The organism is Brachybacterium zhongshanense, from assembly GCF_055385755.1.
In genome coordinates this window covers 574,983-599,250 of record NZ_AP043790.1, presented here as the reverse complement: position 1 = coordinate 599,250, position 24,268 = coordinate 574,983, and the positions used below count along the sequence as shown (strand labels likewise).

At 70.9% G+C, this 24,268-nt stretch carries 25 protein-coding genes and 1 pseudogene; 15 read left to right on the top strand and 11 right to left on the bottom strand.

The features are described from left to right. The first annotated feature begins 191 nt into the window (after positions 1-191). The gene (locus ACZ5AJ_RS02735; RefSeq protein WP_464136866.1) at positions 192-1,037 is read left to right on the top strand and encodes a hypothetical protein; all 846 of its coding nucleotides are present in this window, start codon (positions 192-194) and stop codon (positions 1,035-1,037) included. Here the strand turns inward: ACZ5AJ_RS02735 and ACZ5AJ_RS02730 are convergent. Then, entirely contained in the window at positions 1,016-2,326 is a 1,311-nt protein-coding gene (locus tag ACZ5AJ_RS02730; RefSeq protein WP_464136862.1) for a condensation domain-containing protein, read from the bottom strand. The genes ACZ5AJ_RS02735 and ACZ5AJ_RS02730 overlap by 22 nt on opposite strands. Positions 2,327-2,344: 18 nt before the next feature. Between ACZ5AJ_RS02730 and ACZ5AJ_RS02725 the strand changes: the two genes are divergently transcribed. Next, on the top strand, positions 2,345-3,151 hold the full coding sequence (locus ACZ5AJ_RS02725) for an alpha/beta fold hydrolase (protein ID WP_464136861.1): 807 nt from the start codon (positions 2,345-2,347) through the stop codon (positions 3,149-3,151). Here ACZ5AJ_RS02725 and ACZ5AJ_RS02720 read toward each other — a convergent pair. Both ACZ5AJ_RS02720 and ACZ5AJ_RS02715 read right to left on the bottom strand, forming a co-directional pair. After that, a complete protein-coding gene (locus ACZ5AJ_RS02720; RefSeq protein ID WP_464136859.1) occupies positions 3,138-3,605 on the bottom strand; it encodes a PTS sugar transporter subunit IIA in 468 nt (155 codons plus the stop codon). The two genes, ACZ5AJ_RS02725 and ACZ5AJ_RS02720, sit on opposite strands and share 14 nt — an antisense overlap. Before the next feature lie 146 nt (positions 3,606-3,751). After that, positions 3,752-4,447, bottom strand: coding sequence for a dihydrofolate reductase family protein (locus tag ACZ5AJ_RS02715; RefSeq protein WP_464136857.1), 696 nt, complete (start codon positions 4,445-4,447; stop codon positions 3,752-3,754). A gap of 89 nt (positions 4,448-4,536) precedes the next feature. On the opposite strand from ACZ5AJ_RS02715, the gene ACZ5AJ_RS02710 reads away from it, so the two are divergent. Beyond that, positions 4,537-4,857: a putative quinol monooxygenase gene (locus tag ACZ5AJ_RS02710; protein ID WP_464136855.1), complete on the top strand. Its 321-nt coding sequence runs from the start codon at positions 4,537-4,539 to the stop codon at positions 4,855-4,857. Positions 4,858-4,896: 39 nt separating this feature from the next. On the opposite strand, the gene ACZ5AJ_RS02705 is transcribed toward ACZ5AJ_RS02710, so the two are convergent. Then, complete coding sequence (locus ACZ5AJ_RS02705) at positions 4,897-5,988, bottom strand: tellurite resistance/C4-dicarboxylate transporter family protein (RefSeq protein ID WP_464136853.1); 1,092 nt, start codon at positions 5,986-5,988, stop codon at positions 4,897-4,899. Between the two features lie 100 nt (positions 5,989-6,088). Here ACZ5AJ_RS02705 and ACZ5AJ_RS02700 point away from each other — a divergent pair, with 100 nt between their 5' ends. Beyond that, positions 6,089-6,910 carry a helix-turn-helix domain-containing protein gene (locus ACZ5AJ_RS02700; RefSeq protein WP_464136851.1) on the top strand — a complete coding sequence of 274 codons (822 nt, stop codon included), beginning with the start codon at positions 6,089-6,091 and terminating at the stop codon, positions 6,908-6,910. A gap of 115 nt (positions 6,911-7,025) precedes the next feature. Then, positions 7,026-7,820 carry a VOC family protein gene (locus tag ACZ5AJ_RS02695; protein WP_464136850.1) on the top strand — a complete coding sequence of 265 codons (795 nt, stop codon included), beginning with the start codon at positions 7,026-7,028 and terminating at the stop codon, positions 7,818-7,820. On the opposite strand, the gene ACZ5AJ_RS02690 is transcribed toward ACZ5AJ_RS02695, so the two are convergent. Further along, complete coding sequence (locus ACZ5AJ_RS02690; protein WP_464136848.1) at positions 7,821-8,552, bottom strand: helix-turn-helix transcriptional regulator; 732 nt, start codon at positions 8,550-8,552, stop codon at positions 7,821-7,823. 94 nt (positions 8,553-8,646) lie between these two features. Here ACZ5AJ_RS02690 and ACZ5AJ_RS02685 point away from each other — a divergent pair, with 94 nt between their 5' ends. Further along, on the top strand, positions 8,647-8,961 hold the full coding sequence (locus ACZ5AJ_RS02685; RefSeq protein ID WP_464136846.1) for a DUF2249 domain-containing protein: 315 nt from the start codon (positions 8,647-8,649) through the stop codon (positions 8,959-8,961). Between the two features lie 232 nt (positions 8,962-9,193). Continuing rightward, a complete protein-coding gene (locus tag ACZ5AJ_RS02680) occupies positions 9,194-10,906 on the top strand; it encodes an HNH endonuclease signature motif containing protein (protein ID WP_464136844.1) in 1,713 nt (570 codons plus the stop codon). A 19-nt stretch (positions 10,907-10,925) separates the two neighbouring features. On the opposite strand, the gene ACZ5AJ_RS02675 is transcribed toward ACZ5AJ_RS02680, so the two are convergent. Then, positions 10,926-11,144, bottom strand: a complete 219-nt coding sequence (locus tag ACZ5AJ_RS02675) for a VOC family protein (protein WP_464136843.1) — start codon at positions 11,142-11,144, stop codon at positions 10,926-10,928. A 203-nt stretch (positions 11,145-11,347) separates the two neighbouring features. Then, positions 11,348-14,284 carry a laminin G domain-containing metallophosphoesterase family protein gene (locus tag ACZ5AJ_RS02670; protein ID WP_464136841.1) on the bottom strand — a complete coding sequence of 979 codons (2,937 nt, stop codon included), beginning with the start codon at positions 14,282-14,284 and terminating at the stop codon, positions 11,348-11,350. A 539-nt stretch (positions 14,285-14,823) separates the two neighbouring features. Between ACZ5AJ_RS02670 and ACZ5AJ_RS02665 the strand changes: the two genes are divergently transcribed. The 7 genes and pseudogenes from ACZ5AJ_RS02665 to ACZ5AJ_RS02635 all read left to right on the top strand — a co-directional run bounded on the left by ACZ5AJ_RS02665 (position 14,824) and on the right by ACZ5AJ_RS02635 (position 20,625). Further along, positions 14,824-16,278 carry an MFS transporter gene (locus tag ACZ5AJ_RS02665; RefSeq protein WP_464136840.1) on the top strand — a complete coding sequence of 485 codons (1,455 nt, stop codon included), beginning with the start codon at positions 14,824-14,826 and terminating at the stop codon, positions 16,276-16,278. An 81-nt stretch (positions 16,279-16,359) separates the two neighbouring features. Beyond that, a pseudogene (locus tag ACZ5AJ_RS02660) lies at positions 16,360-16,767 on the top strand (cation efflux transmembrane domain-containing protein); the annotation flags it as partial. Between the two features lie 107 nt (positions 16,768-16,874). Continuing rightward, entirely contained in the window at positions 16,875-18,086 is a 1,212-nt protein-coding gene (locus ACZ5AJ_RS02655; protein WP_464136838.1) for a DUF3152 domain-containing protein, read from the top strand. A gap of 134 nt (positions 18,087-18,220) precedes the next feature. Next, positions 18,221-19,036, top strand: a complete 816-nt coding sequence (locus ACZ5AJ_RS02650) for a hypothetical protein (protein WP_464136837.1) — start codon at positions 18,221-18,223, stop codon at positions 19,034-19,036. A gap of 31 nt (positions 19,037-19,067) precedes the next feature. Beyond that, entirely contained in the window at positions 19,068-19,514 is a 447-nt protein-coding gene (gene arfB, locus ACZ5AJ_RS02645) for an alternative ribosome rescue aminoacyl-tRNA hydrolase ArfB (RefSeq protein ID WP_464136835.1), read from the top strand. A gap of 27 nt (positions 19,515-19,541) precedes the next feature. Further along, positions 19,542-20,129: a 1-acyl-sn-glycerol-3-phosphate acyltransferase gene (locus ACZ5AJ_RS02640; protein ID WP_464136834.1), complete on the top strand. Its 588-nt coding sequence runs from the start codon at positions 19,542-19,544 to the stop codon at positions 20,127-20,129. Between the two features lie 22 nt (positions 20,130-20,151). Beyond that, on the top strand, positions 20,152-20,625 hold the full coding sequence (locus ACZ5AJ_RS02635) for a VOC family protein (RefSeq protein ID WP_464136832.1): 474 nt from the start codon (positions 20,152-20,154) through the stop codon (positions 20,623-20,625). Here ACZ5AJ_RS02635 and ACZ5AJ_RS02630 read toward each other — a convergent pair. From ACZ5AJ_RS02630 to ACZ5AJ_RS02615, 4 genes are all read right to left on the bottom strand, one after another. Beyond that, a complete protein-coding gene (locus ACZ5AJ_RS02630) occupies positions 20,541-21,401 on the bottom strand; it encodes a phosphatase PAP2 family protein (protein ID WP_464136830.1) in 861 nt (286 codons plus the stop codon). The genes ACZ5AJ_RS02635 and ACZ5AJ_RS02630 overlap by 85 nt on opposite strands. Before the next feature lie 116 nt (positions 21,402-21,517). Beyond that, positions 21,518-22,390, bottom strand: a complete 873-nt coding sequence (locus ACZ5AJ_RS02625) for a carbohydrate kinase family protein (RefSeq protein WP_464136828.1) — start codon at positions 22,388-22,390, stop codon at positions 21,518-21,520. A gap of 4 nt (positions 22,391-22,394) precedes the next feature. Then, the gene (locus ACZ5AJ_RS02620) at positions 22,395-22,661 is read right to left on the bottom strand and encodes a hypothetical protein (protein WP_464136826.1); all 267 of its coding nucleotides are present in this window, start codon (positions 22,659-22,661) and stop codon (positions 22,395-22,397) included. 187 nt (positions 22,662-22,848) lie between these two features. Next, positions 22,849-23,601: an alpha/beta hydrolase gene (locus tag ACZ5AJ_RS02615; RefSeq protein ID WP_464136824.1), complete on the bottom strand. Its 753-nt coding sequence runs from the start codon at positions 23,599-23,601 to the stop codon at positions 22,849-22,851. Positions 23,602-23,986: 385 nt separating this feature from the next. Between ACZ5AJ_RS02615 and ACZ5AJ_RS02610 the strand changes: the two genes are divergently transcribed. Further along, positions 23,987-24,127 (top strand): hypothetical protein, encoded by a 141-nt coding sequence (locus tag ACZ5AJ_RS02610; RefSeq protein WP_464136823.1) that lies wholly within the window; start codon positions 23,987-23,989, stop codon positions 24,125-24,127. Positions 24,128-24,268 lie beyond the last annotated feature (141 nt).

The window sequence follows — 24,268 nt, the reverse complement described above, 5'->3', positions numbered from 1 at the left end:
TCGATCCCGATCGGCCGCCGAGGCCGGTCGACCGATGATCCCTCCGCGGGGGCGGACCGGCAGCTCGCCGGGCCGCCCCCGCGTGCGTGTCCCGCGCATTCCCCTCCCCGGAGGCCCCGCTCCCTGCTACGTTGCGATCACCGCGCGACCCGTCCGGCGGTCGCGCCACGGCACCGTGGGCAGGAGCAGCGATGAGGCTGAGCACCGAGGGAACGATCCTGGTCGACGAGCACGGCAGGCAGCGGGTCCTGCACGGCATCACCCTGGAGGCCGCAGGGAGCCCCCGTGCGAGCGACGCGGACCTCGAGCATCTGAGGACGATGGGGCTGGACGCCGTCCGGCTCGACGTGGTCCGCGAGGAGCAGCGGTCCTCGCTCGGCGAGCTGCTCGACCGCCTGCACGCCGCAGACCTCGCCGTCGTCCTCCATGCGCCTCGCGATGTCCTGGCCCAGGACCTCGCCGAGCATCCTGCCGTCGTCGGCTGTGCTGCGCCCGGTGATCCTGCGGACGACGATCCCGATGGCCGGATGGTCACGCTGCACGCCGGCGCCCAGGCATGCTCAGCGCACGCCGATGCGCTTGGGAGCGACTCCGCGGAGGAGCTCTTCGAGCATGCCGCCGAGGCCGGCGCGCGGCTCGGTGTCCCGGTGGTCGTCAGCGGATGGGGTGCGTTCGGGACCCGCACGGGCATCTCCCCCGCAGCGGACTCGCAGCTCGACCTCTTCGACCGCTCCGCCTGGAGCTGGTTCTACTCATCCTGGGAGGAGGGCTTCTCGACGACGGAGGCCGCGGAGCGTCTGCGTCGGCCGCGGCCCGTGGCGATCGCCGGACGGGACCTGCGCAGCGGGACCTCGGCGGGCGGCAGCTGGAAGTCCGCCTGGACGGGGCGCACGGGGGACGAGCCCAGCGAGCTGTGGATCCCCGAGGAGCTCGATGTCGAGCTGCGGGTCGACGGCGAGCGCTCCGAGCTCGAGCGGGATGGCGCCCGGGTGCTGATCCCGGCCGCCGACGGCGATCACCGGCTGCGGGTGTCCTGAGCCTCCTGCACCGTCCGGGCCTCCTGGCGCATCCTCAGCACGAGGGCGTCGAGCCATCGCCCGACGCCGTCACGGGCCTCGTCGGTGTCCGGGTAGCGGCAGCGCAGGTGCGCACCGGTGCCATCGAGGATGAACCAGAGCATGACGCCGTCGGTGCGGATCGCGGCGCTCACGTACTGCGCCTGCAGCCCGACGTCGTCGATCCTCACCGGCAGACGCCTCAGGTCGAGCCAGGACAGCGCGAACATCCCCGGCGCCTCCGGCATCCCGCCCCAGGGCTCGAGCACGTCCTCGAGCGGCCATGACCCCAGGGCGATCGCCTCCTTGACCGCGGCGGCGGCGGCCTGGGGCGCAGGATCATCCGACTCGAGGACGGAGTTGGTGATGAACCAGCCGACGCTGTCATGCCAGACCGGGTCGTACCTGCTGTGCACGGGGAAGACGACCCGGAGCGGGGCACCGGTCAGCTCCTGCGTCACCGCCGTCATCAGCGAGACCGTCAGGGCGAGCGAGGAGACGCCCTGCTGGCGAGCGCGCGCAGCGAACGCGTCGGACTGCTCGAGGTCCAGGACATCGCGCACCTCCACGCGTTCGGGCTGGGGCACCGGCTCACCCAGCGGGAACGGGAAGCGGGGCATGACCTCTCCCCCGGCTGCCATGACCTCCTGCCATCGACGGCGCACCTCCTCGGGCGCGCGCTCCCTCTGACGCAGCTCCCGGGTGTGGACGGCGAAGGCGGGAGGCTCAGGGGGGATCGAGGCCTGCTCCCCGACCAGCTCCGCGAGCAGGTCCCGGGCGATCACCAGCAGCGACCACATGTCCATGTGCGCATGATCCGAGCCGATCACCGCCGTCGGCTCCGTCGCCGAGTCGATCAGGCACAGGCGATGGGAGGGCCGTGCGAGGGGACGGCAGGTCGCGTCGAGGACCTGCCGCAGGGCATCCTCGACCGCCTGGCCGGGGGCGACCTGATGCTCGACCCAGTGCCCGGCGGAGACCTCCGCCTCGTGGAGCAGCACCTCGCCGTCCTCCGCCCGGGAGAACACCGTGCGCAGGGTGCCGTGGCGGGCGATGACCGCGAGCCAGGCGCTCGCGAGGCGCTCGGCGGGGACGGGCTCGGGCAGCCGCATGCTCAGGGCCATCCAGCTGCCGGCGCGATCCCCGACGGCCACATGGCGCCGCTGATCGAACGACGGGGGAAGGCTCGCGCCCGTCGGGACGACGGCGGCCTCGTAGCTGAGCAGGGGGCCGAAGGGGAGCCGCAGATGTGCGACGTGCGTCAGGCGCATGGCGGTACCCTAGCGCGCATGACCAGCTTCGTCGTCCCCGGTGCGGTGCTGGACGTCGAGCTCAGCGACGAGGGCGGTCGTCCGGTCGTCCAGCTCCACGGCCTCACCTCGAGCCGCGAGGTCAATCGCATGCTGGATCTGGACCTGGGCCGGGGTCTCTCCGGCACCCGCCTGCTGCGCTATGACGCCCGCGGCCACGGACGCTCGACGGGACGCGCCGTCCCCGAGGACTTCAGGTGGGAGACCCTCGCCGAGGATCTGCTCGCCCTGCTCGACGACCGCTTCCCCGGCGAGCAGGTCCACGGCGTCGGCCCGTCGATGGGCTGCGCGACCCTCCTGCACGCGGCCGTCCGCGATCCCGATCGCTTCAGCGGCCTCACGCTGCTGCTCCCGCCGACGGCCTGGGAGACGCGTCGCGGCCAGGCGCAGGACTATCTGCGCCTGGCCGACTTCATCGAGCAGCACGGCATGGAGCAGCTGATCGCGGCCACGCGCCGTCTCGAGCGCCCGCCCGCCACCGTCGGGACTCCCGACACCGCGCCGGACGTCTCCGAGGCGCTCCTCCCCTCGGCCTACCGCGGTGCGGCGATGAGCGACCTTCCGGCCCCGGGGCAGATCGCCGCCCTCGGTGCTCCGACGTCGATCTTGGCCTGGACGGAGGACCCCGGCCACCCGGTCTCCACGGCGGAGGTCCTCGCGGACCTGCTGCCGGACGCCCGCCTGGAGATCGCATCGCGGCCGCAGCAGGTCGCCCGCTGGCCGCAGATCCTGTGCGAGGACGTCGCGGGCCGACGGGCCGGGTCGCCGACGATCAGCGGCGGCTGACCCGGGGGACTGCCTCTCCGAGCTCCGCATCGAGGCGCGGCCCGTCGATCCCGAACGCGCCGGCGCTGGTCACGACGACGGGGGTGATCAGGGAGGGGACCCCGGTGCGGATCGCGTCGAGGTCGACCTCGAGGAGCGGCTGGCCTGCCTCGACCCGTTCACCGACCTCGACCTTCGCGGTGAATCCTGCACCGGCGAGTGCGACCGTGCCGATCCCGACGTGCACGAGCACCTCGACGTCCTCGTCGCCGCGCACCGCCACCGTGTGGCGGGTCGCCTCGGGGAGCAGGACGACGGTCCCGGCGATCGGCGCGAGGATGACCCCCTCCGCAGGGTCCACCGCGAAGCCGGGCCCGACATCGCCTCGGGAGAAGACCTCATCGGGGACCTCCGAGAGCGGGAGCAGCGCTCCCGCGACCGGGGACCGGACCTCGACGGCCGGCCCCTTGCTCAAGCTCTTCGCGCTCTTCGCGCTCCTCGCGAGACCGAACATGCTCTCTCCCTTCCGGGCGGGAGCCCGGGACCGTGGTGCTGACAGCACCACTGTGGAGGTGCCCGCCGCCGCGGTCGCGCGATTGCCGCGGGTGGCCGGGGGGCGGGTCAGTCCCGACGGCGATCCCAGCCCGTGCCCGGCGGGTGCTCGAGCGGCGTCGGCCGGTATTCGAGCAGCTGCAGCCCGCCCCCGAAGGTGCGCGAGTCCAGCAGCTCGAGGGAGAGGTCCGTGTACCCCTCCCAGATCCGTTCGAGCCCGGTGCGCCCCGTGATCACGGGGAACAGCACGATCCGGAATCGGTCGACGACTCCGGAGGCCATCAGCGAGCGCCCGAGCGAGAGGCTGCCGACCAGCACGAGCGGCCGGTCGGACTCGGCCTTCAGCCGGACGATCGCCTCCGCGGCGGTCTCTGCATCGCCCGCCGCATCGCCCGCCGCTCCGTCCGCCCGCCCCGCGGCGTCGACCGGTCGGGTGCGGACCAGGCGAGCGTCTCCCCAGTCCAGCGGCTCCTCGAGGGTCGAGGAGAGGACGATCTTCGGCTGGGCCGCCATCTGCGCGAAGCTCGCCTTCTCCTCGTCCTCGATGTCGAGCTCGGGCGCCTCACGAGCCATCGCCGACATCAGGCGGAAGGTGTTCGCCCCCATCACGGCGATGTGCTCGGGCTGCTCGTCGAGCCAGGCCAGGTACTCGGGGCTCTGCAGACCCCACCAGCCCGGCCAGCCCTCCGCGGCGGCGCAGCCGTCGAGGGACAGGATCAGGTCGACGATCAGCTCCTGGTCGTCAGCATCGTGCGCGTGTCCCATCGCTGCCACCTCTTCGTGCCGGGGACGCCTCGTGCCTTGCTACCGTCACGGTACGCCCACCGCTCCAGGACCGTCCGAAGGAGAGAGCCTTGATCCTGATCACCGTGAAGTTCCCTGTGAAGCCCGAGGCCGCCGACCGCTGGCCCGAGATCGTCCGACCGTTCACCGAGGCCACCCGCGCCGAGAGCGGCAACCGCTGGTTCGAGTGGTCCCGCAGCATCGAGGACCCCTGCACCTACGTGCTCATCGAGGCGTTCGACGACGACGCCGGGGAGGCGCACGTGCAGTCCGAGCACTTCCGGACCATGCAGCAGGAGTTCCCCCAGCACCTGACCGCGACCCCGCAGATCGTCTCGGTGCAGGTCGAGTCCGACGGCTGGGGACCGATGGGCGAGCTGCAGGTGGGCTGACGGCTTCCGCCCGCCCTGCTCTGCCCTGCTCAGCCCGGCTCAGGCAGGGCGTGCTCCCCGCACCAGTGCGGTGACGAGGCCCGCTCCGACCAGCAGCCAGGCGAGGAGGGCGACCCCGAGGAATCCGACGCCGAAGCGCTCGATGACGGGCAGATGCTCGACGGTCCCCAGCCGCATCGAGGCCACCGAGAACATCCCCAGCGGGAACACCATCGACCACAGCGCGGGGGTGTACCGCAGGGGCACGCGCCGGATCACATGGCGCCAGAAGCCCGCTCCCACCAGCATCGGGATCAGCCAGGCGGCGAAGCACCAGAAGATCACGACGGTTCCGCCGATGAGTGATCTGGCCGCATCGACCATGGGCGTGGACTCCATGGCGAACACGCCCGCTCCGGCGACGACGGCGATGGCGAGCGCTCCCATCGACACCCAGTAGGGCGGCTCGAACTCCTCGGGCGCGATGCCGAAGTGCACGATCCGGAGGATGACCAGCACCGCGATCCCGATGTAGAGGATCGTCCCGACAGACCACGACATCACGGCGATGATCCCCACCAGCGCCGACCAGCGGGGGATCAGCGGGTGGGCGGCTGCCATCCCCACGGCGAGGGACTGCGAGGCGACGGACCAGATGAACCAGGTGCCGTTGGCCCGCGCGAGGATCGGCCGCCCGTCGCGCATCATCAGCACCTGCCATGGCAGCACGTATCCCAGCACGAACCAGACCGACGCGCCGACGGCGAGCAGCGCGAGCGCGACGGCATGCAGGCGGGTGTCCAGCAGACCCACCGCGAGCACGTCGGTGCCCGCCACGATCGTGAAGTACGAGAACGCGGCCGCCGGGTTGCGGAGATCCTCCCGCACGCGCCGCGGATGCCGCACCTGCCGCAGGACGTACAGGACGGCGAGCACCGCGTACGCTCCCGCCGCGATCGCCAGCATCGCTCGCCAGAGGACGGGGACCCCCGCCTCGCGCAGACCGATCCCGAGGATCCCCGTCGCCATCACCAGCGCGAAGCAGCCGGGTGAGAGCGAGGCGATCGCCTCGTCGCAGCGGCGCGCGAGCCGACGACGGCTCGAGGAGCCCATCGGGGCGGTCGACGGGGACGCGGTCGGGGACGAAGGCACGCTCCCATTGTGGACCAGCCCGGATGACCACCAGGGCCGGTTCCTCGGACCGGGGTCCGGCGCCTGGCGCACGACCGGGCCCTTCCGTAGACTCCGAGAGGTGAGTGCGATCACAACGACCGCCGAGCCGAGCGAGGCTCCTGGGGCCTCCCCCTGGGTCTCGATGCTCTCGCTCGCGCGCGAGGACTCCGCCTCTCTCGATGTTCCCGATCTCGCCGCGGCCGCCGGCTACAGCCCCTTCCACTTCGCACGGCTCTTCCGCGCACGGATGGGCATCAGCCCCGGCCGCTTCCTCACGATGCTGCAGATCGATGCCGCCAAGCGCCTTCTCCTCGAGGACGACTCGCCCGTCATCGACGTGGCCACCGCTGTCGGCTTCGACTCCCTCTCGAGCTTCTCCCGCCGCTTCCGCAGCACCGTCGGGGTCCCGCCCGGCGGACTGAGGCGCCTGGCCGACGACGTCGCAGACCATCCTCCCCGCCCCTTCTCCCTCCTCGAGCGCGCGGCCCCGAGCCCCTCGGCCACGGTGACGGTGCGCCTCGAGCTCCCCGCATCCGTCGGCCGACGGGGCGACGCATCGGTGTGGGTCGGCTGGTACCCGCAGCCCGCACCGATCGGGCTTCCCACCGCCGGCCTCCTCGTCCGCGGCGAGGAGGCCGTGGCACTCCCGCTGTGCCCGGGGGCGCCGTTCCTGCTGGGGTTCGCCGTCCCCGCCCACGCCGATCCGCAGGACCACCTGCTCCCCGAGGCCCCCATCGTCGCCGCCCACCCGGAACCGCTCACGGCGCCGCTCGCAGTGCCGCTCGCAGCACCGCTCGCGGAGTCGGAGCAGATCGTCCTCCGCTTCGCCCCGCAGCCGCCCGAACGCAGCATGCCGATGCTCTCGGCGCTGCCGAGCCTCTGCCGCTCCGCAGGCGGCTGACGCGCAGAGTCCTGAGCAGGATCGGACAATCGCCGTCGGCCGCGGGCTCCTAGCGTGGAGGGACGACGAGGCCCGTCGGGCCGTCGGTCGCAGACCGCACATCGCTGGAGGAACCATGAGCCGCAGGACCGGAACCACGACCTGGATCGACCTCTCCGTCCAGGATCTCGATGCAGCGAAGACCTTCTACGCCGGCCTGTTCGGCTGGACCTTCGACGACATGGGCGAGCAGTTCGGCCACTACCACCTCATCCGCAACGAGGGCGCGCTCGTCGGCGGTGCCATGGGCGTCGCCGGCATGACCTGTCCGGACGGCGGACCGCTGCCCTCCACCTGGGGCGTCTTCCTCGCGGTCGACGACATCGATGCCCGGCTCGAGCGCGCGAAGGCCGCAGACGGCACCGTGCTGGTCGAGCCGATGGACGTCGGCGACGAGGGCCGCATGGCCGTCCTCCTCGACTCCACCGGCAAGGACATCGGGCTGTGGCAGCCCGGTGATCTCGAGGGCTTCGAGTTCACGGGCGCTCCGGGCTCCCCGGTGTGGTTCGAGCTCATGTCCCACCGCTTCGACGACGCCTCGACGTTCTACACGGACGTCGTCGACGCCCACCTGGTCCCCATGGGCGAGCCCATGGACGACGGGACCCGCTACTCCACGAACGGGGCCGGCGAGGACGCCAGCTGGGGGCTCTGCGATGCCACCGGATTCATGCCGGAGGATGCCACCGGATGGCGGATCTACCTGGGCATCGAGGCGACCGATGCCGCACTGTCGAGGCTCCGCGAGCTCGGTGGTTCCGTCCTCGACGGCCCGGTCGACTCCCCCTTCGGCCGCATCACCACCGTCGCCGACCCCGAGGGCGCGACCTTCCAGCTGTGCGCGATGAGCGAGGCCGTCCCGGAAGGCTGATCACACCGACGACCGCATGTGCAGCGAGCATCGGCCCGAGCCCGCGAAGGGCTGCAGGTCGACGCTCTCCCCGGGCTCGGATCCCAGATGCTCGAGGACTCCTTCGACCATGCCGCGATGGACGGCGCAGACCACCTGCGTCTGCCGCGAGGCGGCCTCGAGGAGCGGACATCTGCGCAGGGAGATCTCCTGCCCCCTGCCCTCCGGGTCGAACCCCTGCTCCGCCATGACGGCCAGGACGATGTCCCGCTGCGCACGGGCGTCCGGCCCAGCAGGGTCGTCCCGCGCCTCGCAGGCCGCCGAGTCCCGGGCGATCTCCTGACCCCAGCGGCGACCCGCTGCGCGGGCAGTCGCCGAAGGGTCGGGGGCGGCATGGGCGAGGGCGTCCGCCAGCACCCCGGCGAGCTCCGCGTACGGCGACGACGGGCCCTGCCGCACGGCCCTCCACAGCCAGGCCGGCCTCCCCCGGCCCTCAGCGCGGGCACGTCGACGAGTGACGTGGCCGTCCTCCAGCAGGTGCCCGAGATGCCCTCGCACGGTGTTCTCGTGCAGCCCGGTGGACCGCACCAGCGCGCTCAGGGACACCGGCGCCTGCTGCGCCTCGATCGTGCGCAGGACGAGCTCCCGTGACGACGAGTGCCGCCTCCCTGTCGACGCGGTACGTCGGCTCAGGCTCGACTGCGGGCTCTGCAGCGGGCTCTGCAGCGGGCTCTGCCGACGATCCTTTTCCACGGCGTCGACTGTAATATATTCATCGCGGCATCGTCGCTGTCGCCCCGGCTCAGCGACCGGTGAGCGCCGACCACAGCACCGACCAGGAGAAGCCATGGCAGACATCGAGATCCAGCGTTCGCGCGACGAGGCCGTCGACCAGAAGCTCTCGCAGGGCTGCGCCTGCGGCGAGCACGACGAGGACCTTCCCGAGCTCGACGTGCAGACCATTCCGCACGCGATCCGTCATGCGGCGATCTTCGGGGCGCTCGAGTCGCTGGCGCTCGAGGCCGGCCTGATCCTCTCTGCGACGCACGATCCGGTCCCGCTGCTCCTCCAGCTGCAGGCGAAGCACGGGGACTCCTTCTCGACCGAGTACCGCGAGCGCGGCCCGGAGCGGTGGCGCATCCTGGTCCGCCGCAAGCGCTGACATCAGTCACCCCTCCGCCGGCCCCTCCTCCCCCAGCTCCTCCCGCGGACCCCTGAGTCACGAAGAGATCACCGCTGTCCACACCCCTTCCATCCGTCGAACACATGTTCTAGGATCGATGCATATCCGCTGGTGGGGAACATATGGGGAAGCCAAGCGAAGGTAGCGGAGACTGCAATGGCGGCACCGTCGCGCGCTCTGCGCGGCGGTGGATCTCGGGAGGGGGACGGCCATGCTCACGACGTCGGACGGAGTCCCGACAGGTCCTGTCGCGCCTGTCTTCGGGCCCGGAGTCCTGGATCAGATCCAGGCGCGGGCGGAGGCGGCCGCGCGCATCCTCCGCGGACAGGAGGAGCGGGAGCAGGAGCAGCAGCAGACGGAGCCGGAGGCGGCATCCGGCGACCGTCCTCCTCGACGCACGGTCCGCGCACGCCGTCCCCTGGACCCCTCGGCCTTCGCCGAGGACGCCGGGGTGGATCCCGGCAGCTACGAGGCTCTGATCGCTCGGGACCTCTTCGCGACCCACCATGGGGAGGCTCTCTCCTACGCGGTCCGTCTGCGCCGCATGGCGCAGCTGTGGGACGAGACCGCCTCCGACGGCGAGGGCGATGTCAACGCGATCCTCCTGGCCGACGTCCGCCGGACCACCATCCCGCGGGCATCGCGCATGATGCGCGATGCCCATCGCGCCGTATGCCTCCTCCATCGGGTGCTCGAGCGCCTGGAGCACGGCCATCTGACGGTCGAGTGGTTCGAGCACCTGCTGCGTCGGGTCCGCGGCCTGGAGGACGACGAGATCGACATCGTCGACGAGTACGTCGCCGACTGGGACCTCGCCAACATCTCCTTCAAGCGCTTCATGCGCGAGCTGTCCATCCTCCTGGCCTGGTTCCGCAAGCGCAGCGAGACCTCCCCCTTCGAGAAGCGGGACGTCTCCGTCGAGATCGACCCGGACGACGACGGCACGGCCTGCCTCACGGTCACCGGCCCGATCCACGAGATCCTCAGCCTCTCGCGCCGGCTCGACCTGGCCGCACGCGCGGTGCAGCGCCAGCAGCGCCAGGCAGTCCTCGAGGGCGAGCAGATCCCCTTCGACATCGACGGCGACGTCGAGCGCACCGGCAGACGGATGCCGCTCTCGAAGATCCGCTACGCGATCCTCACCGGCACAGTCCTCGAGACGCCCGGCGTGGAGGTCGACGGCAGCCGCTTCCGCATGGAGGTGGTGGTGCCGATGATGAGCATGCTCGGCCTGTCCGACGCCCCCGGCGTGATCGACGGGACCATCCCGATCCCCGCCTCCCTCGCGCGGGACATCGCCGCTGACGAGCCCACCTGGTACCGCATCCTCACGGACCCCGTCACTGGAGAGTTCCTGCCGCTGCCCGCCGACCGGTACACGCCCACGAAGCAGATGGCCGAGTTCCTGCGGCTCCGGAACCCCCTGTGCGCGGTCCCCGGCTGCACTCGCAGCGTCGGCACCTTCGGCGAGATGGACCATATCGAGGAGTTCGATCATCGACATCCTGAGCAGGGCGGCCCCACCAGCATCGAGAACCTCCACCGGCTCTGCGGTCACCACCACCAGCTCAAGACGTTCGGCCTGATCGACGTGGAGCGCAATGCCGACGGCACATCCACCTGGACAGTCGACGACCACCGCATCTGCGACGTCGAAGACACCGTGGACCTGCTGACACCGGATCTCGCCGCTGACCTGCTCCGCTCCTGGGAGGATCTCATCGATCGGCGCTTCGACCGCGAGCTGCGAGCGGTCCGCCATGCCTACCCCGACGCCGAACCGTCCGAATGGCTGCGGCTGCTCGAGAAGCACTTCGACGATCCGCTCCCCGACCCACCGGAACCAGAACCAGAACCAGAACCGGACCTCGATCCGGTCACGACCGGCGCCCCGCCGTCGGCCGGCTCACCCCCGCCGTTCTGATCCCTGCGCCCCGCTCGGATCAGGAAGTCGGGATCTCGATGGTGCCATCCTCGCGCGCCGGCATCATGGGCGCGTAGGCGACCTCCCACAGGTGGCCGTCGGGATCGGCGAAGTATCCGGAGTACCCTCCCCAGTCCGCCCGGGTCGGTGCCTTCACCAGGCGCGCCCCGGCATGGAGCGCATCTCGCAGGGTGGCGTCCACCCCCGCCTCATCGGCGAAGTTCAGCGCGAGCGTCACTCCGCGGACTCGTCACCTCGCTGCTCCCAGCCCAGGCGGCGGTAGAACGCGGCCGACGCAGCGACGTCCGCGACACCGAGCGTGACGATCGAGAAATGGGCGGGGACCGGCATGACGCCTCCTGCGCACGAGGGACGCCGCCGTCGACGCCCGATGCCCCGACCCTACGGCCCCGGCCGACGATCGGCCAGGGGCCCGCAGCCTCACCCCTTCCCGGGGCTGGAGTCCCCGCCCTCGCCGGTCGTGAAGGTGCTGAACTGGATGACGCCGCCGCCCTCCCCCGTGCGGGTGACCGCGAACCAGCCGTAGGCGGCCCCCTGGTCCAGGTGCTTCCAGCGGATGCTCGCGGCCTCGCCGGAAGGGTGGTCGACCTCCCCGATCCGCCGATCGCTCGGGGTCAGGCCCAGCAGGGCATCCGTGCTGAAGGTCGTCGTGCGGGTCTCGAGCTGGATCGGCAGCCGGGTGTCGTCCTCGGTGCCGTCATAGCGTCCCTGGGTGTCGTACTCCGAGGCGCCGAAGTCGTCGAGGTACGGGGAGTACGTGTCCACCGCCATCTCGCCCGCGTCCAGATCGAACTGCAGCAGGCGGAAGTAGGCCGAGCCGAAGCGCAGACCGTCCTCCGGGTCGTAGCCGCCGGCCTCCGTCAGCCCCAGCTCCTCGGCGCTGATCTCGTAGAACTGGTAGTCGGCGAGCAGCTCGACGATGTTGTTGCCCTGGTCGCCGACATCCCTGCGGACGCTGATGCTCACACCGTGCTCGTGGCCGGACAGCACCAGGGCGACGTTCGGATGGCCGGTGATGACCTGCTCGAGGATCAGGGAGCCGTCGGCCGAGAAGGAGCCCCCGCGTCCGTCGGCCGCGTCAGAGGGCTTGTTGTAGGCGTGGGTGAGGACGATGGCGTTGCGGGTCGGGTAGCGGTCCAGGACGTCCGACGCCCAGGCGGCCTCCTCCTCGGTCACGTCGTAGCCGAGGCTCACGGCGATGAACTCGAGCCCGCCGGCGGTGAACAGCGTATAGCTGTTCTGGTTGTCGCCCTCCTGCCAGGGGTGGTACTCGGCGCCCGCCTCCTGCCAGGACTCCGAGGCCGCGAGCGCCTCGTAGCGGTCCGCGCCGAAGTACTCGTCGAACAGGCTGTCCGGGCCGACGTCGCCGCCGCCGAGGTTGTCATGGTTGCCGGGCAGCACCGCATGCGGGATGCCGGTGTCCTCCAGCAGCCTCTGGGTCTCGGAGGCGAACGCGAACTCCTCCTCGGCGACGGTGCGATCGGTCGCCCCCGTGTTCCAGGACTCGATGACATCGCCGGTGTGGGCGACGAACTCGACCTTGTACTCCTCCGCATGCTCGGCGAGCCACGAGTACGAGGACTCGTAGGCGGAGGCCCACTCGGCGCGCTCCTCCGCGGTCTCCTGCTGCGTGGCGCCCTCCGAGAGGTACTGGGTGTCGGTGATGTGCATGAGCGAGAAGTCATAGTCGTCGGGGTCCTCGAAGGAGTCCCGCACCTCGTTCTCGAGGTCGTCGGCGAAGGGATCGACACCCAGGACCAGCACCTCGATCTCGCCGTCGGAGTCGTGGGCCGCGGTCGCCGAGGCGCTCAGCTCGATGCTGCCGTCGGCCGAGCCGCGGGCGGAGTCGACGACCTCGAAGCGCCCCGTCGACGAGTCCAGCAGCAGCAGACGGATCTCGCGCGCCGGATCGGTCTCCCCGCTCCACAGCACCGTCTGCCCCTCCTCCGAGAAGGGGATCGAGGTCCGCAGCGCCGGGGACTGCGAGGTCGACCGCGCCTCCAGGGGCTCGCCGATCTCCCCGATCTCCTCAGGGTCCCGGATCTCGACGTCGGCGGAGACCGAGCCGTCGGCCGCGATCGCTGCCGGGTCGACGACGCCCTGCACGGTGCCGGTCCCGTGCGCGACATCAGCCTCCAGGAAGGTGGTGGTGAGGTCCCCACCGTCGGGATCGGTCGCGGCCGCGGTGAGGGTCGCCGTGCGGTCGCGGACCGACGTGCTCACGCCCTCTGCCGTCGGGATCGATGCCGTGGTGAACGTCGACGAGCCGGAGACGTCGGTGCCGAAGGCGTCGACCCCGCTCCAGCTCAGGGTGTGCTCCCCCGCCCCGAGGCCCGGGCCGACGGCGTCGCCGAGCTCGACGGGCTCGACGGGCTCGCCATCGACCGCGAGCTCGAGCGGCCCCGCCAGGAGCTGCGCGTTCTCGACGTCGACGGCGAGGGGAGTCGCCGTGGTGAGCGTCGTGTCCGCGGCGGGGCTGACCGGCTGCACGGCCACCTCGGCGTCCGTGCGATCGGAGAGCGCGGAGACGTAGCGGGCGGTGATCTGCTCGTCGCTGAGCGCGGTCGAATGGATCGCGGCCTCGGAGACGGAGGCGGTGCCGTGGAACTGCGGGTTCCCGCTGCCATCGGTGTCGGCGCCGAGGAAGAACTGGCGGGCGGGCTCCTTCGGCGGCTGGATGCTGCCGGCGGTCGTCGGCTCCTCGGCGACCTTCTCACCGTTCAGGTACAGGCGGACCGTGTCGCCGTCCCACACTCCGGTGACGTGATACCAGACGCCCTCGCGGACCTCGGCGCCGGCGCCGTAGTAGGTGCCGTCGACGTTGACCATCATCTTCAGCGTCGAGCCGTAGACCGTCAGGGAGTACCCGCCGGCCTCCTTGGCGCCGCAGAAGTTGCCGGTGTCCTCTCCGGTGCTGTCGGTGAGGCCTCCGTCGAAGCGGACGGTGCACTCGATCGTCACAGCCTTCTCGGTCCTCTCGAAGCCGTCGGCGAAGTCGTAGCGGATCGCGTTGGTGCCGTCGAAGGAGACGACGTCGCGGCCGAGGGCCTCATCCTCGGCGATCGTCGGCTCCGCGCCGAAGACGGTCGCGGCGCGGCCCTGCGCCGTCTCCGCGGTGGAGCTCGCCTCGACGTCCACGGAGAGGACATCGGGCGTCGGAGCCTCCACGTCCGGGGTCGGCAGAGGGGTCCGGGAGGTCGGCGCGCTCGGGACGACGACAGGGGCCGACGGCGCGGCGATCGTCAGCGGCGCCGCCGCGGTGAGCATCGGGGCGGCGCCGACGGCGAGGGCTGCCGCAAGGGCGAAGGGGGTGCGAGGAAGAGCGGGAGCGGGACGGCGGGGGAACCGGACAGGCACGGGGATGTCTCCAGCGTCGGGGGCGATGGCCGCCGCCGACGCTAGGAACGCCGGGGGACGAGCCCGTGCCGTGCAGACGTCGATCCGGGGGCCCGATGGTGACATCCCGGTGACCGGCGTCACGCTATGCCCGAATCGTCGACGCAGGTCAGCGCGATGTCGCCCTCCCGTCGCCATCGACCTGGCATCTCGAGCGCTCCGACGCCCGCTCCCGGCGGCCTCCGTGGCAACAGGCGGCCACCGCCGTGCCGAGACGGCGCAACACACGGCAACCAGCGCAACGGATGCGACACCGGACCTTCGACGTCGACCGAGGTCACAGCGCTATCTTCAGTGACCGGCAGGCTCGCCGGCACGGCAACACCCGGTGCAACAATCGGCAAACCGGCGGGGCCCGCGACAAACCGGACGCAGACTCCATGCACCTGGTCCGCACGGATCGCCGCCGACCGGGTCGCAGGCACCGCCCCCGGACACCTCCGCCCCAGGACCCGGAGCCCCGTGTGCCCGAACTCAACGATGAGACAGGAGTGCGCACCATGAGCACCGCCGCAGCACCGGCCCCCACCACCGGGACCCGGACCCCGCGCCCGTTCGGGCTCCGCGACAAGATCGGGTACATGTTCGGGGACTTCGGGAACGACTTCACGTTCATCCTGCAGTCCGCGTTCTTCCTGATCTTCTACACCAACGTGATGGGCATCAGCCCCGCCCACGTCGGCACGCTGCTGTTCGGGGCCCGCATCCTCGACGCCTTCACCGACGTCGGCGCCGGCCGCCTCATCGACGTCCTGAAGCCGGGCCGCGCGGGCCGCTTCAAGCCCTGGATCCTCCGCGGCGCCGTCCCCGTCGCCGTCGCCGGGATCCTCATGTTCCTGCCGATCTTCCAGGATGCCGACTACGGCGCCCGCCTGGCCTGGATGATCATCACCTACGTGCTGTGGGGCTCGGTCGCCTACACACTCGTGAACATCCCCTACGGCTCGATGGCCTCGGTCATCTCCGGCAAGCCCGAGGACCGCGCCTCGCTGTCGGTCTTCCGCTCCCTCGGCGCGACCCTCGCCAACCTGGCCATCTCCGTCGCGCTCCCGATGCTCGTGTACGTGCAGATCGACGGCGTCTCCCGACTCTCCTCGAACCGGATGATGCTGGCCGCGATCGGCTGCGGCGTCCTCGCCGTCGTCTGCTACATGCTCTGCTACGCGAACGTCGTCGAGCGCGTGCAGACCCCGCCGAAGCCGAAGGACGAGCGGATGAGCATCGGCGTCATGCTCGGCACCCTCGCCACCAACCGCGCCCTGACCGGGCTGGTCGCCGCCGCCCTCGTCATGCTCATCGGGATGATGCTGCAGATGGGCATGATCTCCTACGCCTTCAACGAGTACTTCAACAACGGACAGCTGCTCTCGCTGGTGAACTTCGTCGGCATCGTGCCCACCCTGCTGATGGTGCCCTTCGGGACGGCCCTGGCCAAGCGCTTCGGCAAGCGCGAGGTCGGCGTGGTGGGCATGGCCCTGGGACTCGTCTCCGGAGTCCTGCTGTTCCTCGTCCACACCGACAGCCCCTACGTGTTCATGGTCGGCTACGCCTTCCTGCAGCTGGGCCTCGCCGCGCTGAACGTGCTGATCTGGGCGTTCATCACCGATGTGATCGACTTCCAGGAGATCCGCACCGGCGAGCGCAACGACGCCACCGTGTACGCGACCTACTCGTGGGCCCGCAAGCTCGGACAGGCGCTCGCCGGCGGCCTCTCGGGCTGGGCACTCGGCTGGATCGGCTACGTGTCCTCCTCCACGGAGTCCGTGCAGCAGACCCCGTCGGTCCTCGACGGCATCTACACGCTGACGACCCTGGTGCCCGCGCTGCTGCTGGGTCTGGCCGGCCTGATCCTGGTCACCTGGTACCCGCTCTCCAAGAAGCGCGTCGACGAGAACGTCGCGACGCTCGAGCGACGTCGCATCGCCGCCGGACTCCCCACCGGCACCGAGGACTGATCCACCGGCGCGTTCTACGATCTGGGCGTGGGCGTCCCACCCTCATCGCCCGGCGCCGAGTCCCGCGCCCTCGCGCTGAGCATGGCCGGATCCGGCCTGCTCGGCGCGATCGGCGTCGCCTGGGGAGCGGTCACGGGATCCCAGATCGTCCTGTTCGACGGCGTGGTCACCCTCGCGGGGATCGTCCTCGTGGCCGTCTCGGTGGTCGCCGCACGGATCGCCTCCTCCCGTACCACGGCCGACTACCCCTACGGCCGGCACGCCGCCGCTCCCCTCGCCGTCGCGATCCAGGGCGCGGCGCTGCTGGGAGCCCTCGCCTACGGCGCGAGCGATGCCGTGACCGTGATCCTCGCCGGCGGATCCGAGCCGACGGGCCTCGCCGTCGCGATCTACGGCACTGCGGCGACCCTCGCGTGCCTCGCCCTCGCACGGCTGCTGGCATCCTTCGCGGGGACCTCGGCGCTCTCCCGAGCGGAGCTGGTGTCCTGGCGCTCGGGCGCCGCGCTCAGCGCAGTCGTCGGCGCCGGCGGCATCGCGGCGATGCTCCTCGCCGCGAGCGGCCGCAGCAGCATGGCCGGGCACCTCGACCCCTGCTCGTGCTGCTCGCCTCCTTCGCCCTCGCGCCGATGGCCCTGGGCCTCGTGCGCGAGGGCGGTCGGGAGCTGCTCGAGGCGTCCCCTCCGGAGCCGATCGCCGCAGCGGTCGCCGCCGCCGCCGAGACGGTCCGCACCGCCCGTGGCCTCCCTGCGCCGATCGTGCGCTCCACGAAGCTGGGCCGACGGCTGTACGCCGTCGTCGGGTTCCTGCTGCCTGCCGATCCCGCCGGTCCCGACGGCGGCCGCGGCATCACCGACTGGGTCATCACCGAGGAGGACGAGCTCCGCGACCAGCTGGACGATCGTCTCGCCGTCGAGCTCGAGGACCTCGACATCGTCGCGAGCCTGACCATCACCTGCGAACCGAGCCGCCTGCGCCGAGCGGGTTCGTGCCGAGGGCAGTACGGTGGGGCCGTGCCACCGACGACACTTCCGCAGCACCGCCTCGTCCTGACCCGGCGGGGACGCCTCGTGCGCTCGATCCTGGTCCTGCTCGCGCTGCTCGGCATCCTGATCGGCGGGACGCTCGCGATCCGAGCCCTCGCCCCGTCGGCCGGATCGGACACCATGGACCTCGGCACCGAGGGCGGAGGGACCACCGCCACCCCGACGGTCGAGGAGGACGCAGAGGCGGGCTCGGACGAGTCCGCGGGGATCGAGCGCTCCGGGACCGTCGGCGAGGGCACCTGGACCGTGTCGGCCGTCGACCCCGCCGTCGCGGACTCCGATCCCTCCGATGCGGCCGCAGCCGTGCGCACCTATGCGGTGCGTGTGGAGGACGGCATCGACATCGACGCCGACGAGACCGCCGAGACCATCGCCGCGATCCTCACCGACGAGCGCGGCTGGCAGGAGCTCGACGGCGTCTTCTTCCAGCAGGTCGAGGATCCCGAGTCCGCCGAGTTCACGATCTCCCTGGCCTCTCCGCCGACGGTCGACTCGCTGTGCGCGCCAGCCCGGACCGGCGGCACCTGGAACTGCCGCATCGGGGACGACGTGGTGCTGAACTCCGACCGCTGGCTCCTCAAGACACCGACCTACGACGACCTCGACGAGTATCGCGCCTACATGGTCAACCATGAGGTCGGTCACTTCCTCGGCCACGACCACGTCGGCTGCCCGGGCGAGGGCGAGACCGCTCCGGTCATGCTCCAGCAGTCGATGGCGCTGGACGGCTGCATCGCGAACGGGTGGCCGGGCCTCGAGGACTGAGGGACCACGGTCCCAGCACCGGATGGCGAACCATGCCATATTCATGAGACGGCCATTGCCGCCGCTTGCCCCGCATGCTAACTTTCGGCCATCCAGGGAGCGACTCCGCTCATTACCCCACGAAAGGGCAGAAAGTGGACACTTCGGCGCGTCAGAGCGACGTATCCGCACAGGAGACCAAGGTCAGCCGACGAGCGACCCTCGCCACGGCCGCATGGGCAGTCCCGGTCGTCGCCGTCGCCACCGCAGCGCCGGCAGTCGCCGCGAGCCCGCCCTTCGACCCGCAGAGCGACCTCGAGGTCGACGCCCTCGGCGGCGCCGAAGGGCGCTACGGGACGGGCAGCGACTTCACCAACGGCGTGGTCGCCCCGAACACGGACTTCCGCCGCGCCTTCTCGGTCACGAACACCGGCGAGGGCGCGTTCACGGGCACGCTGAGGATCGACTTCACCTTCCCCCGCGCATGGAACCAGGGGATATCCGGCAACAATGTCGACGCCTTCAGCAACTGGAGCACCGTCGACCTTGGCGAGTCCGGCGGCGCATCGGTCGGAAGCGCCTCCGGCTGGACCGTCACCCAGGTCACCGACTGGACCCAGAACACGGGGACCAACGCCTGGAGCGAGGTCTACTTCCGGATGGATCAGGCGTACTTCACGCTGAGCAACGTCACCCTCCCGCCCGGCGGCACCATCTGGTTCGCGCTGAACGCATCCATCCCGTTCGACTGGATCCGGAACACTGGCGACTACCTCCCCAACAGCCGTCGCATCTACTGGCGATCCCCAGTGAGCATCACCGCCACGACGTCGACCGGCACGAACCTCGGCACGTACGACACACCGGTCGGCGGCTGGGAGAACGGCATCTGGTACTTCAACGGCGGTGGGCCCTACGCCTACGACGGCGGGCACGGGCTCTACCCTGCCTTCGGCGAGAACGTCGGCTGAGGCGCTCCGCGCCCTCTGCGATGATGCACCCATGGAGGATCTGCGCATCGCAGCAGGGCCCGGCGCCCCGCGGGGACTCGTCGTCCCCGCGGCGGAGCTCATGGAGCAGTTCTCGCACGCCTCGGGTCCCGGCGGGCAGGGCGTGAACACGGCGGATTCGCGCGTGCAGCTCAGCCTCGACCTCGGGACGACCTCCGCCCTCGACGAGGTGCAGCGTCCGCGGGCGATCGCCGCACTCGGCCCGCGGCTCGCCGGGACGGTCCTGACCGTCGCCGCAGCGGAGCACCGCGCCCAGCGGCGCAATCGGCTCGCCGCACGCGAGCGTCTCGCCGCCCTCCTGCGCGAGGCCATCGCACCGCCGGTACCACGACGACCCACGAAGCCCACCCGGGGATCCCAGCGCCGGCGCCTCACCGCCAAGAAGCAGCGGAGCGAGACCAAGCGCGGCCGACGCCGGCCGCAGACCGACGGAGCATAGGCCGACGACGGCGCGTAGGCTGGAGCTGTGCTGCGACGCCTGCTCTCCCGCGCGTTCTGGACACTGAGCCGCTGGCGTCTGGCCACGCAGCCCCGGCCGGAGCGCCCCACCGTCCTGATCGGTGCACCCCACACCTCCAACTGGGACTTCGTGCTGATGCTCGCCATCGCCTGGCGTCTGCAGATCGACATCCGCTGGCTAGGGAAGCACACGCTGTTCTCCGGGTGGAGGGGCCCGCTCATGCGCGCCCTCGGCGGGATCCCCGTCGACCGCGCGGACCCGGGTCGCGTCGTGTCCGGCATCGTCGGGCGCATCCGCGACGGCGAGGTGTTCTCCCTGGTCGTCACGCCGGACGGGACCCGCAGCGGGAACACGCGCTGGAAGTCCGGGTTCTACCGCATCGCCCGAGAGACCGGGATGCCCGTGACGCTGGGATACGTGGACCGCACCACCATGACCACCGGTCTCGGCCCGACCTTCGATCTGACCGGCGACGTCACCGCAGACATGGACCGCATCCGCGCCTTCTACGCCGATAAGGCCGGCGCCCGGCCCAAGGCACGGGTCGAACCGCGTCTGCGCGAGGAGGATCCGCGCACCGGTGGCGCACCCTGACCTTCGCCCCTACCGTGGTGCCATGAGCGCTGCTCGGCTGGACCACATGGGCCTCGTCGTCGAGGACCTCGAGGCGGCTGTCGCCTTCTTCGCCGATCTCGGCCTCGAGGAGGAGGGCCGCGCGGCGATCGACGGCCCCTGGGCGCAGCAGGTGACCGGCATCGACGGGATGCGCACCGAGATCGTGATGATGCGTGCACCCGACGGCTCGGGTCGCCTCGAGATCTGCCGATTCCTCTCCCCCGCCGCGACCGGGGCGGACTCCCCGCGCGATGAGCCTCAGGAGCTGGGCTGGCGCTCCATCATGGTCGAGGTCGAGGACCTCGACGGGGTCGTCGGCCGTCTGCGTCGCGACCACGGAGCATCCCTGATCGGCGAGATCGCGCAGTACGGCCAGGCGTACCGCCTGTGCTATCTGCGAGGGCCGGAGGGCATCATCGTGGCGCTGGCCGAGGCCCTGGACAGCGCGCAGTCGGAGCACACCGCCGGGACCTGATCCTGCGACGACGGGCGCGCCTCGTTCCGACCCAGCACCCGGTCCAGCTGCCGACGCAGCGCACGCCCGTCGAGATCCGTGATCAGACGCAGGAAGAACCCCCCGGCGAGCACTCCCCCGACCAGGTCGCTGGCCCAATGCCAGCCGAGCAGGAACGACACGACCACCGAGTTCACGGCGATCAGGGCGACGGCGGCGGTCAGCCATCGGACGGCCCGCCGGGACGCCCCGGTGTACCGCGCGATGAGATACGCGGCCATGCCGTAGATGAGGATCGATTCCGCCGCATGCCCGGAGGGGAAGCTGATGCCCTTGGACCCCTCCGCGAGGAACCCCGCGGAGAAGAAGGCGGGGTCGTGACGATAGGCGACACCGCGCGCGGTCAGCAGCTTCAGCCCTCCGACGCCGAGATAGAAGGCGACCTCCGCGGATGCCGCCAGGATGATCGGTCGCCACGACCGTCGGCGCCGCGCGATCACGATCGCGACCGCCGCGAGGACAGGCAGGCAGATCATCTGACCCGCGATGCGATCCAGCACGTTCTGCGCGAACCACACCAGATCGGGCTCGATCCGCCGCAGCCAGCGCTTCGCGAGGAGAAGGTCGATCTGCTGGAAGGGCCCGGCAGCGATGACGAAGGCCGTCACGAAGGCGATGCCGAGGGCCCAGGTCGAGGTCAGACGCTGGATCCAGCCCTGAGCCAGGGTCCGACGGCGGACCCGCATGAGGGTGGAGTCGAGCCCGGCGACTGGCGATATCCGGGAGTCTGCAACCATCGGCAGACCACTCTAGGTGCGCGGAGAGGGCACCCCACAGCCCCCGAGGTATACGTCACGAATGGCAGAATATGCCGTAATATGTCTGTGACCAGCACGTTCTGAGGGTCGAGAGCTCAGCCCTCGGCTCGGAGCGCGGGATGCAGATGCTCGCCCTCGATCGCGACCCGCGCCTGCGCGGCCGCGGCGGAGAGCGCGGAGGGGATGCTCTGTCCGCGCAGCGTCGCCGCCAGCAGACCGGCCATGAAGGCATCGCCCGCGCCGTTGGTGTCCACGACCTCGGCCGGCACCGCAGCGACCTCATGCCGCGTCCCGTCGGCTTCCAGGGCGATCGCGCCCTGCGCGCCGAGGGTGCAGACCGCGAGTCGAGGACCGCGTGCGACGCAGGAGGCGACCAGCGCCCAGGCGTCGTCGGTCGCATCGGCGTTCATCAGCACGACCTCGGCGGCCCGCAGGAAGGGCTCGTGGAACGCCGCGGTGCCGTCGTAGTCGTGCAGGTCGGTCCAGATGCTGGGGCGGCGCGGGGAGCGCTCGAGATCCCGGAGCACGGCGAGCCCCAGCTCCGACAGGTCCAGCACGGCGACGTCGGCCGCGAGCGCCGACGCGGCGGCGGAGGAGACGTCGTCGGCCGACGGGGCCGACGGAGTCGCGACGTACAGGGAGACCCGCCCGTCCCGCGCCATGAGGTTCACATGCCTCTCGGTGCGCTCGCTCCGGACCGCGCGCAGATCGACACCGGCGCCGGCCAGGAGCGCGGCGATCCGCTCGCCGTCCTCGGCGGCGCCGAGCGGCGCATGGAGCACCGTGGGGACGCCGAGCCCGGCGAGATGCGCCGCCTTGCCGGCCGACGTGCCGCCGACGGTGTGCCAGGCGCTCTCGGCGAACTGCATGTGCGGGACCGGTTCGGGAAGGCGGTCCAGGGAGATCAGGTAGTTCCAGGAGGCGGGACCGCAGACGACGACATGCGGGACCGGGTCAGGGGTGCTCATCGGACTATTGAACCCCATCGCGGGAGGCGAGGGTGCGGAAGCGTCTCTGCGTGACACGGATCGGACGGTCCGCGTCGAGCGCGAGCAGGCGCTCGGCCTCGAGATCGCGCACGATGCGCTCCGAGGAGACCTCCGGGTACTGGGGATCGGTGCCGAACCACTCGTGGATCTCCTCGGCGTCGGCGCCGTCGACCTGCTGGGGGAGCAGACGGTCTCCGGGGGCCAGGACCCGAGCGATCTCGCGCGGACCGATCGCCTCATGGCGGGGCATGACCAGGTCGCTGCACTGCCCGCGGACCCGGCCCCGGCAGGGCCCGGGGATGATCGTCGCGAGCTCCTGCGATCCGCCATAGCGCGGGCGCTCGAACTCCAGGACGTCGCCACGACTGGGAACGCATGCACGCCTCACCAGGCCAGACCGGCCGCCGGGCTACGGTCTCTCACCGCGCATGGCCGACTCAGCTGCCTCTCCGCTGGTCATCCAGCACCTGTTCAATCTCATCCGAAACCTCGTCCAGGAGGACCTGGAAGCCGGGCTCCTCGAGGGGGAAGTGGCCGCAGCCAGGAAGCATCACGACCCGGGTCTTGCCGCGAAGCCGACCAAGGTAGTCGAGGCTGTGCTTCGGCATAGTCCAACGATCCTCGGCCGGATGCAACAGCACGACCGGTGGTCCTTGGTATTGCTCGGGTGGAATAGCCGGACCTGCCTCGAGGAACGAGCGGTACCAGCCCGCCGGCATCGCGCCACCACCGCCGCACGGGTCGGTGAGCACTGCATGACTGAGGCCAGGGTCGTTCGAAATCGCAGACATAGGGGTCAGCACGCGGACCGGGATCCGTGGATTCGCCGCTGGCCCCCGGGCGAACTGCAGCAGTGGCAATCCCAGCCGCGCTATCCACGGGGCTCGCACGATGGCGGCAGCGATGCCCGGCCGAGTCGGGTCGAGCAGGCAGGTCGCGATGACCCGCTTGGCCAGTCCGGTCACTGCAGCGGTGTCGACCGCGAGGGCACCACCCATGCTCGCCCCGACGAGGACAAGTGGCCGCTCGTCATGCTCGCGACCCACGAGATCGACGAGCAGCTGCTGCCAGTCGCCATAACTGACGCTGCGGCGTCCACGCCGCACCCGGATCGTTCGCCCGTAACCGGGCAGATCGACCACCGTAACCCGAGCGCCCAGGCGACTCAGGTGCGCAGCGTAGGGCCACATCGCCGCCGCGTTCCCTCCCGCTCCATGGACCAGCAGCATTCGGACCGAAGCCGTCGGGGCACCCACGTGCTCGATGTGCAGGTCCCACGAACCACCCCCGTCCGGCGCATCCCACCTCCACGACGAGGCCACCCGCCGCACTGGTGCAGGGACGAGGCGCACGAAAGGCTCGTACCGGCGGTCCGTGGAGTCAAGTCGGCCAGTCCGTGCCGGTGACACCTTCGCTCGATCCTTCGAAAGCGCCCCATTCATACCCGCAATGTTACGGGAGTGCCCGGCGTCAGGGACTGATGCGCAGGTAGGTGGGTCAGAAGCCTGTATTAGACATTGAACCTGAATTCAACCACGTTCCGTAGCCGAATAACCTTTGACGTAGACTGACCCCATGAGTGCTGAGCCTCGGCGGGCCGCCGTCTACCTGCGGATCTCCCAGGATCGCGAGAACCGTCGCCTGGGTGTGGACCGCCACAGGGAGGACGCCGAGGCGCTCATCAAGGCTAGCCTCGATGTTTCATCGGGGTCGTGAGTGGGGGCGATCGGCGTCGTTGCCAGTTCTCGTGGCGTGATTCTGCCATGAGGGTGTGACGGACCGTTGCAGTGTCCGTTGCGGGCGGCCGGGTTCCACTCCCGGGAAGAAGTTGCTGCTGGTCGTAGGGACTGGTGGAGC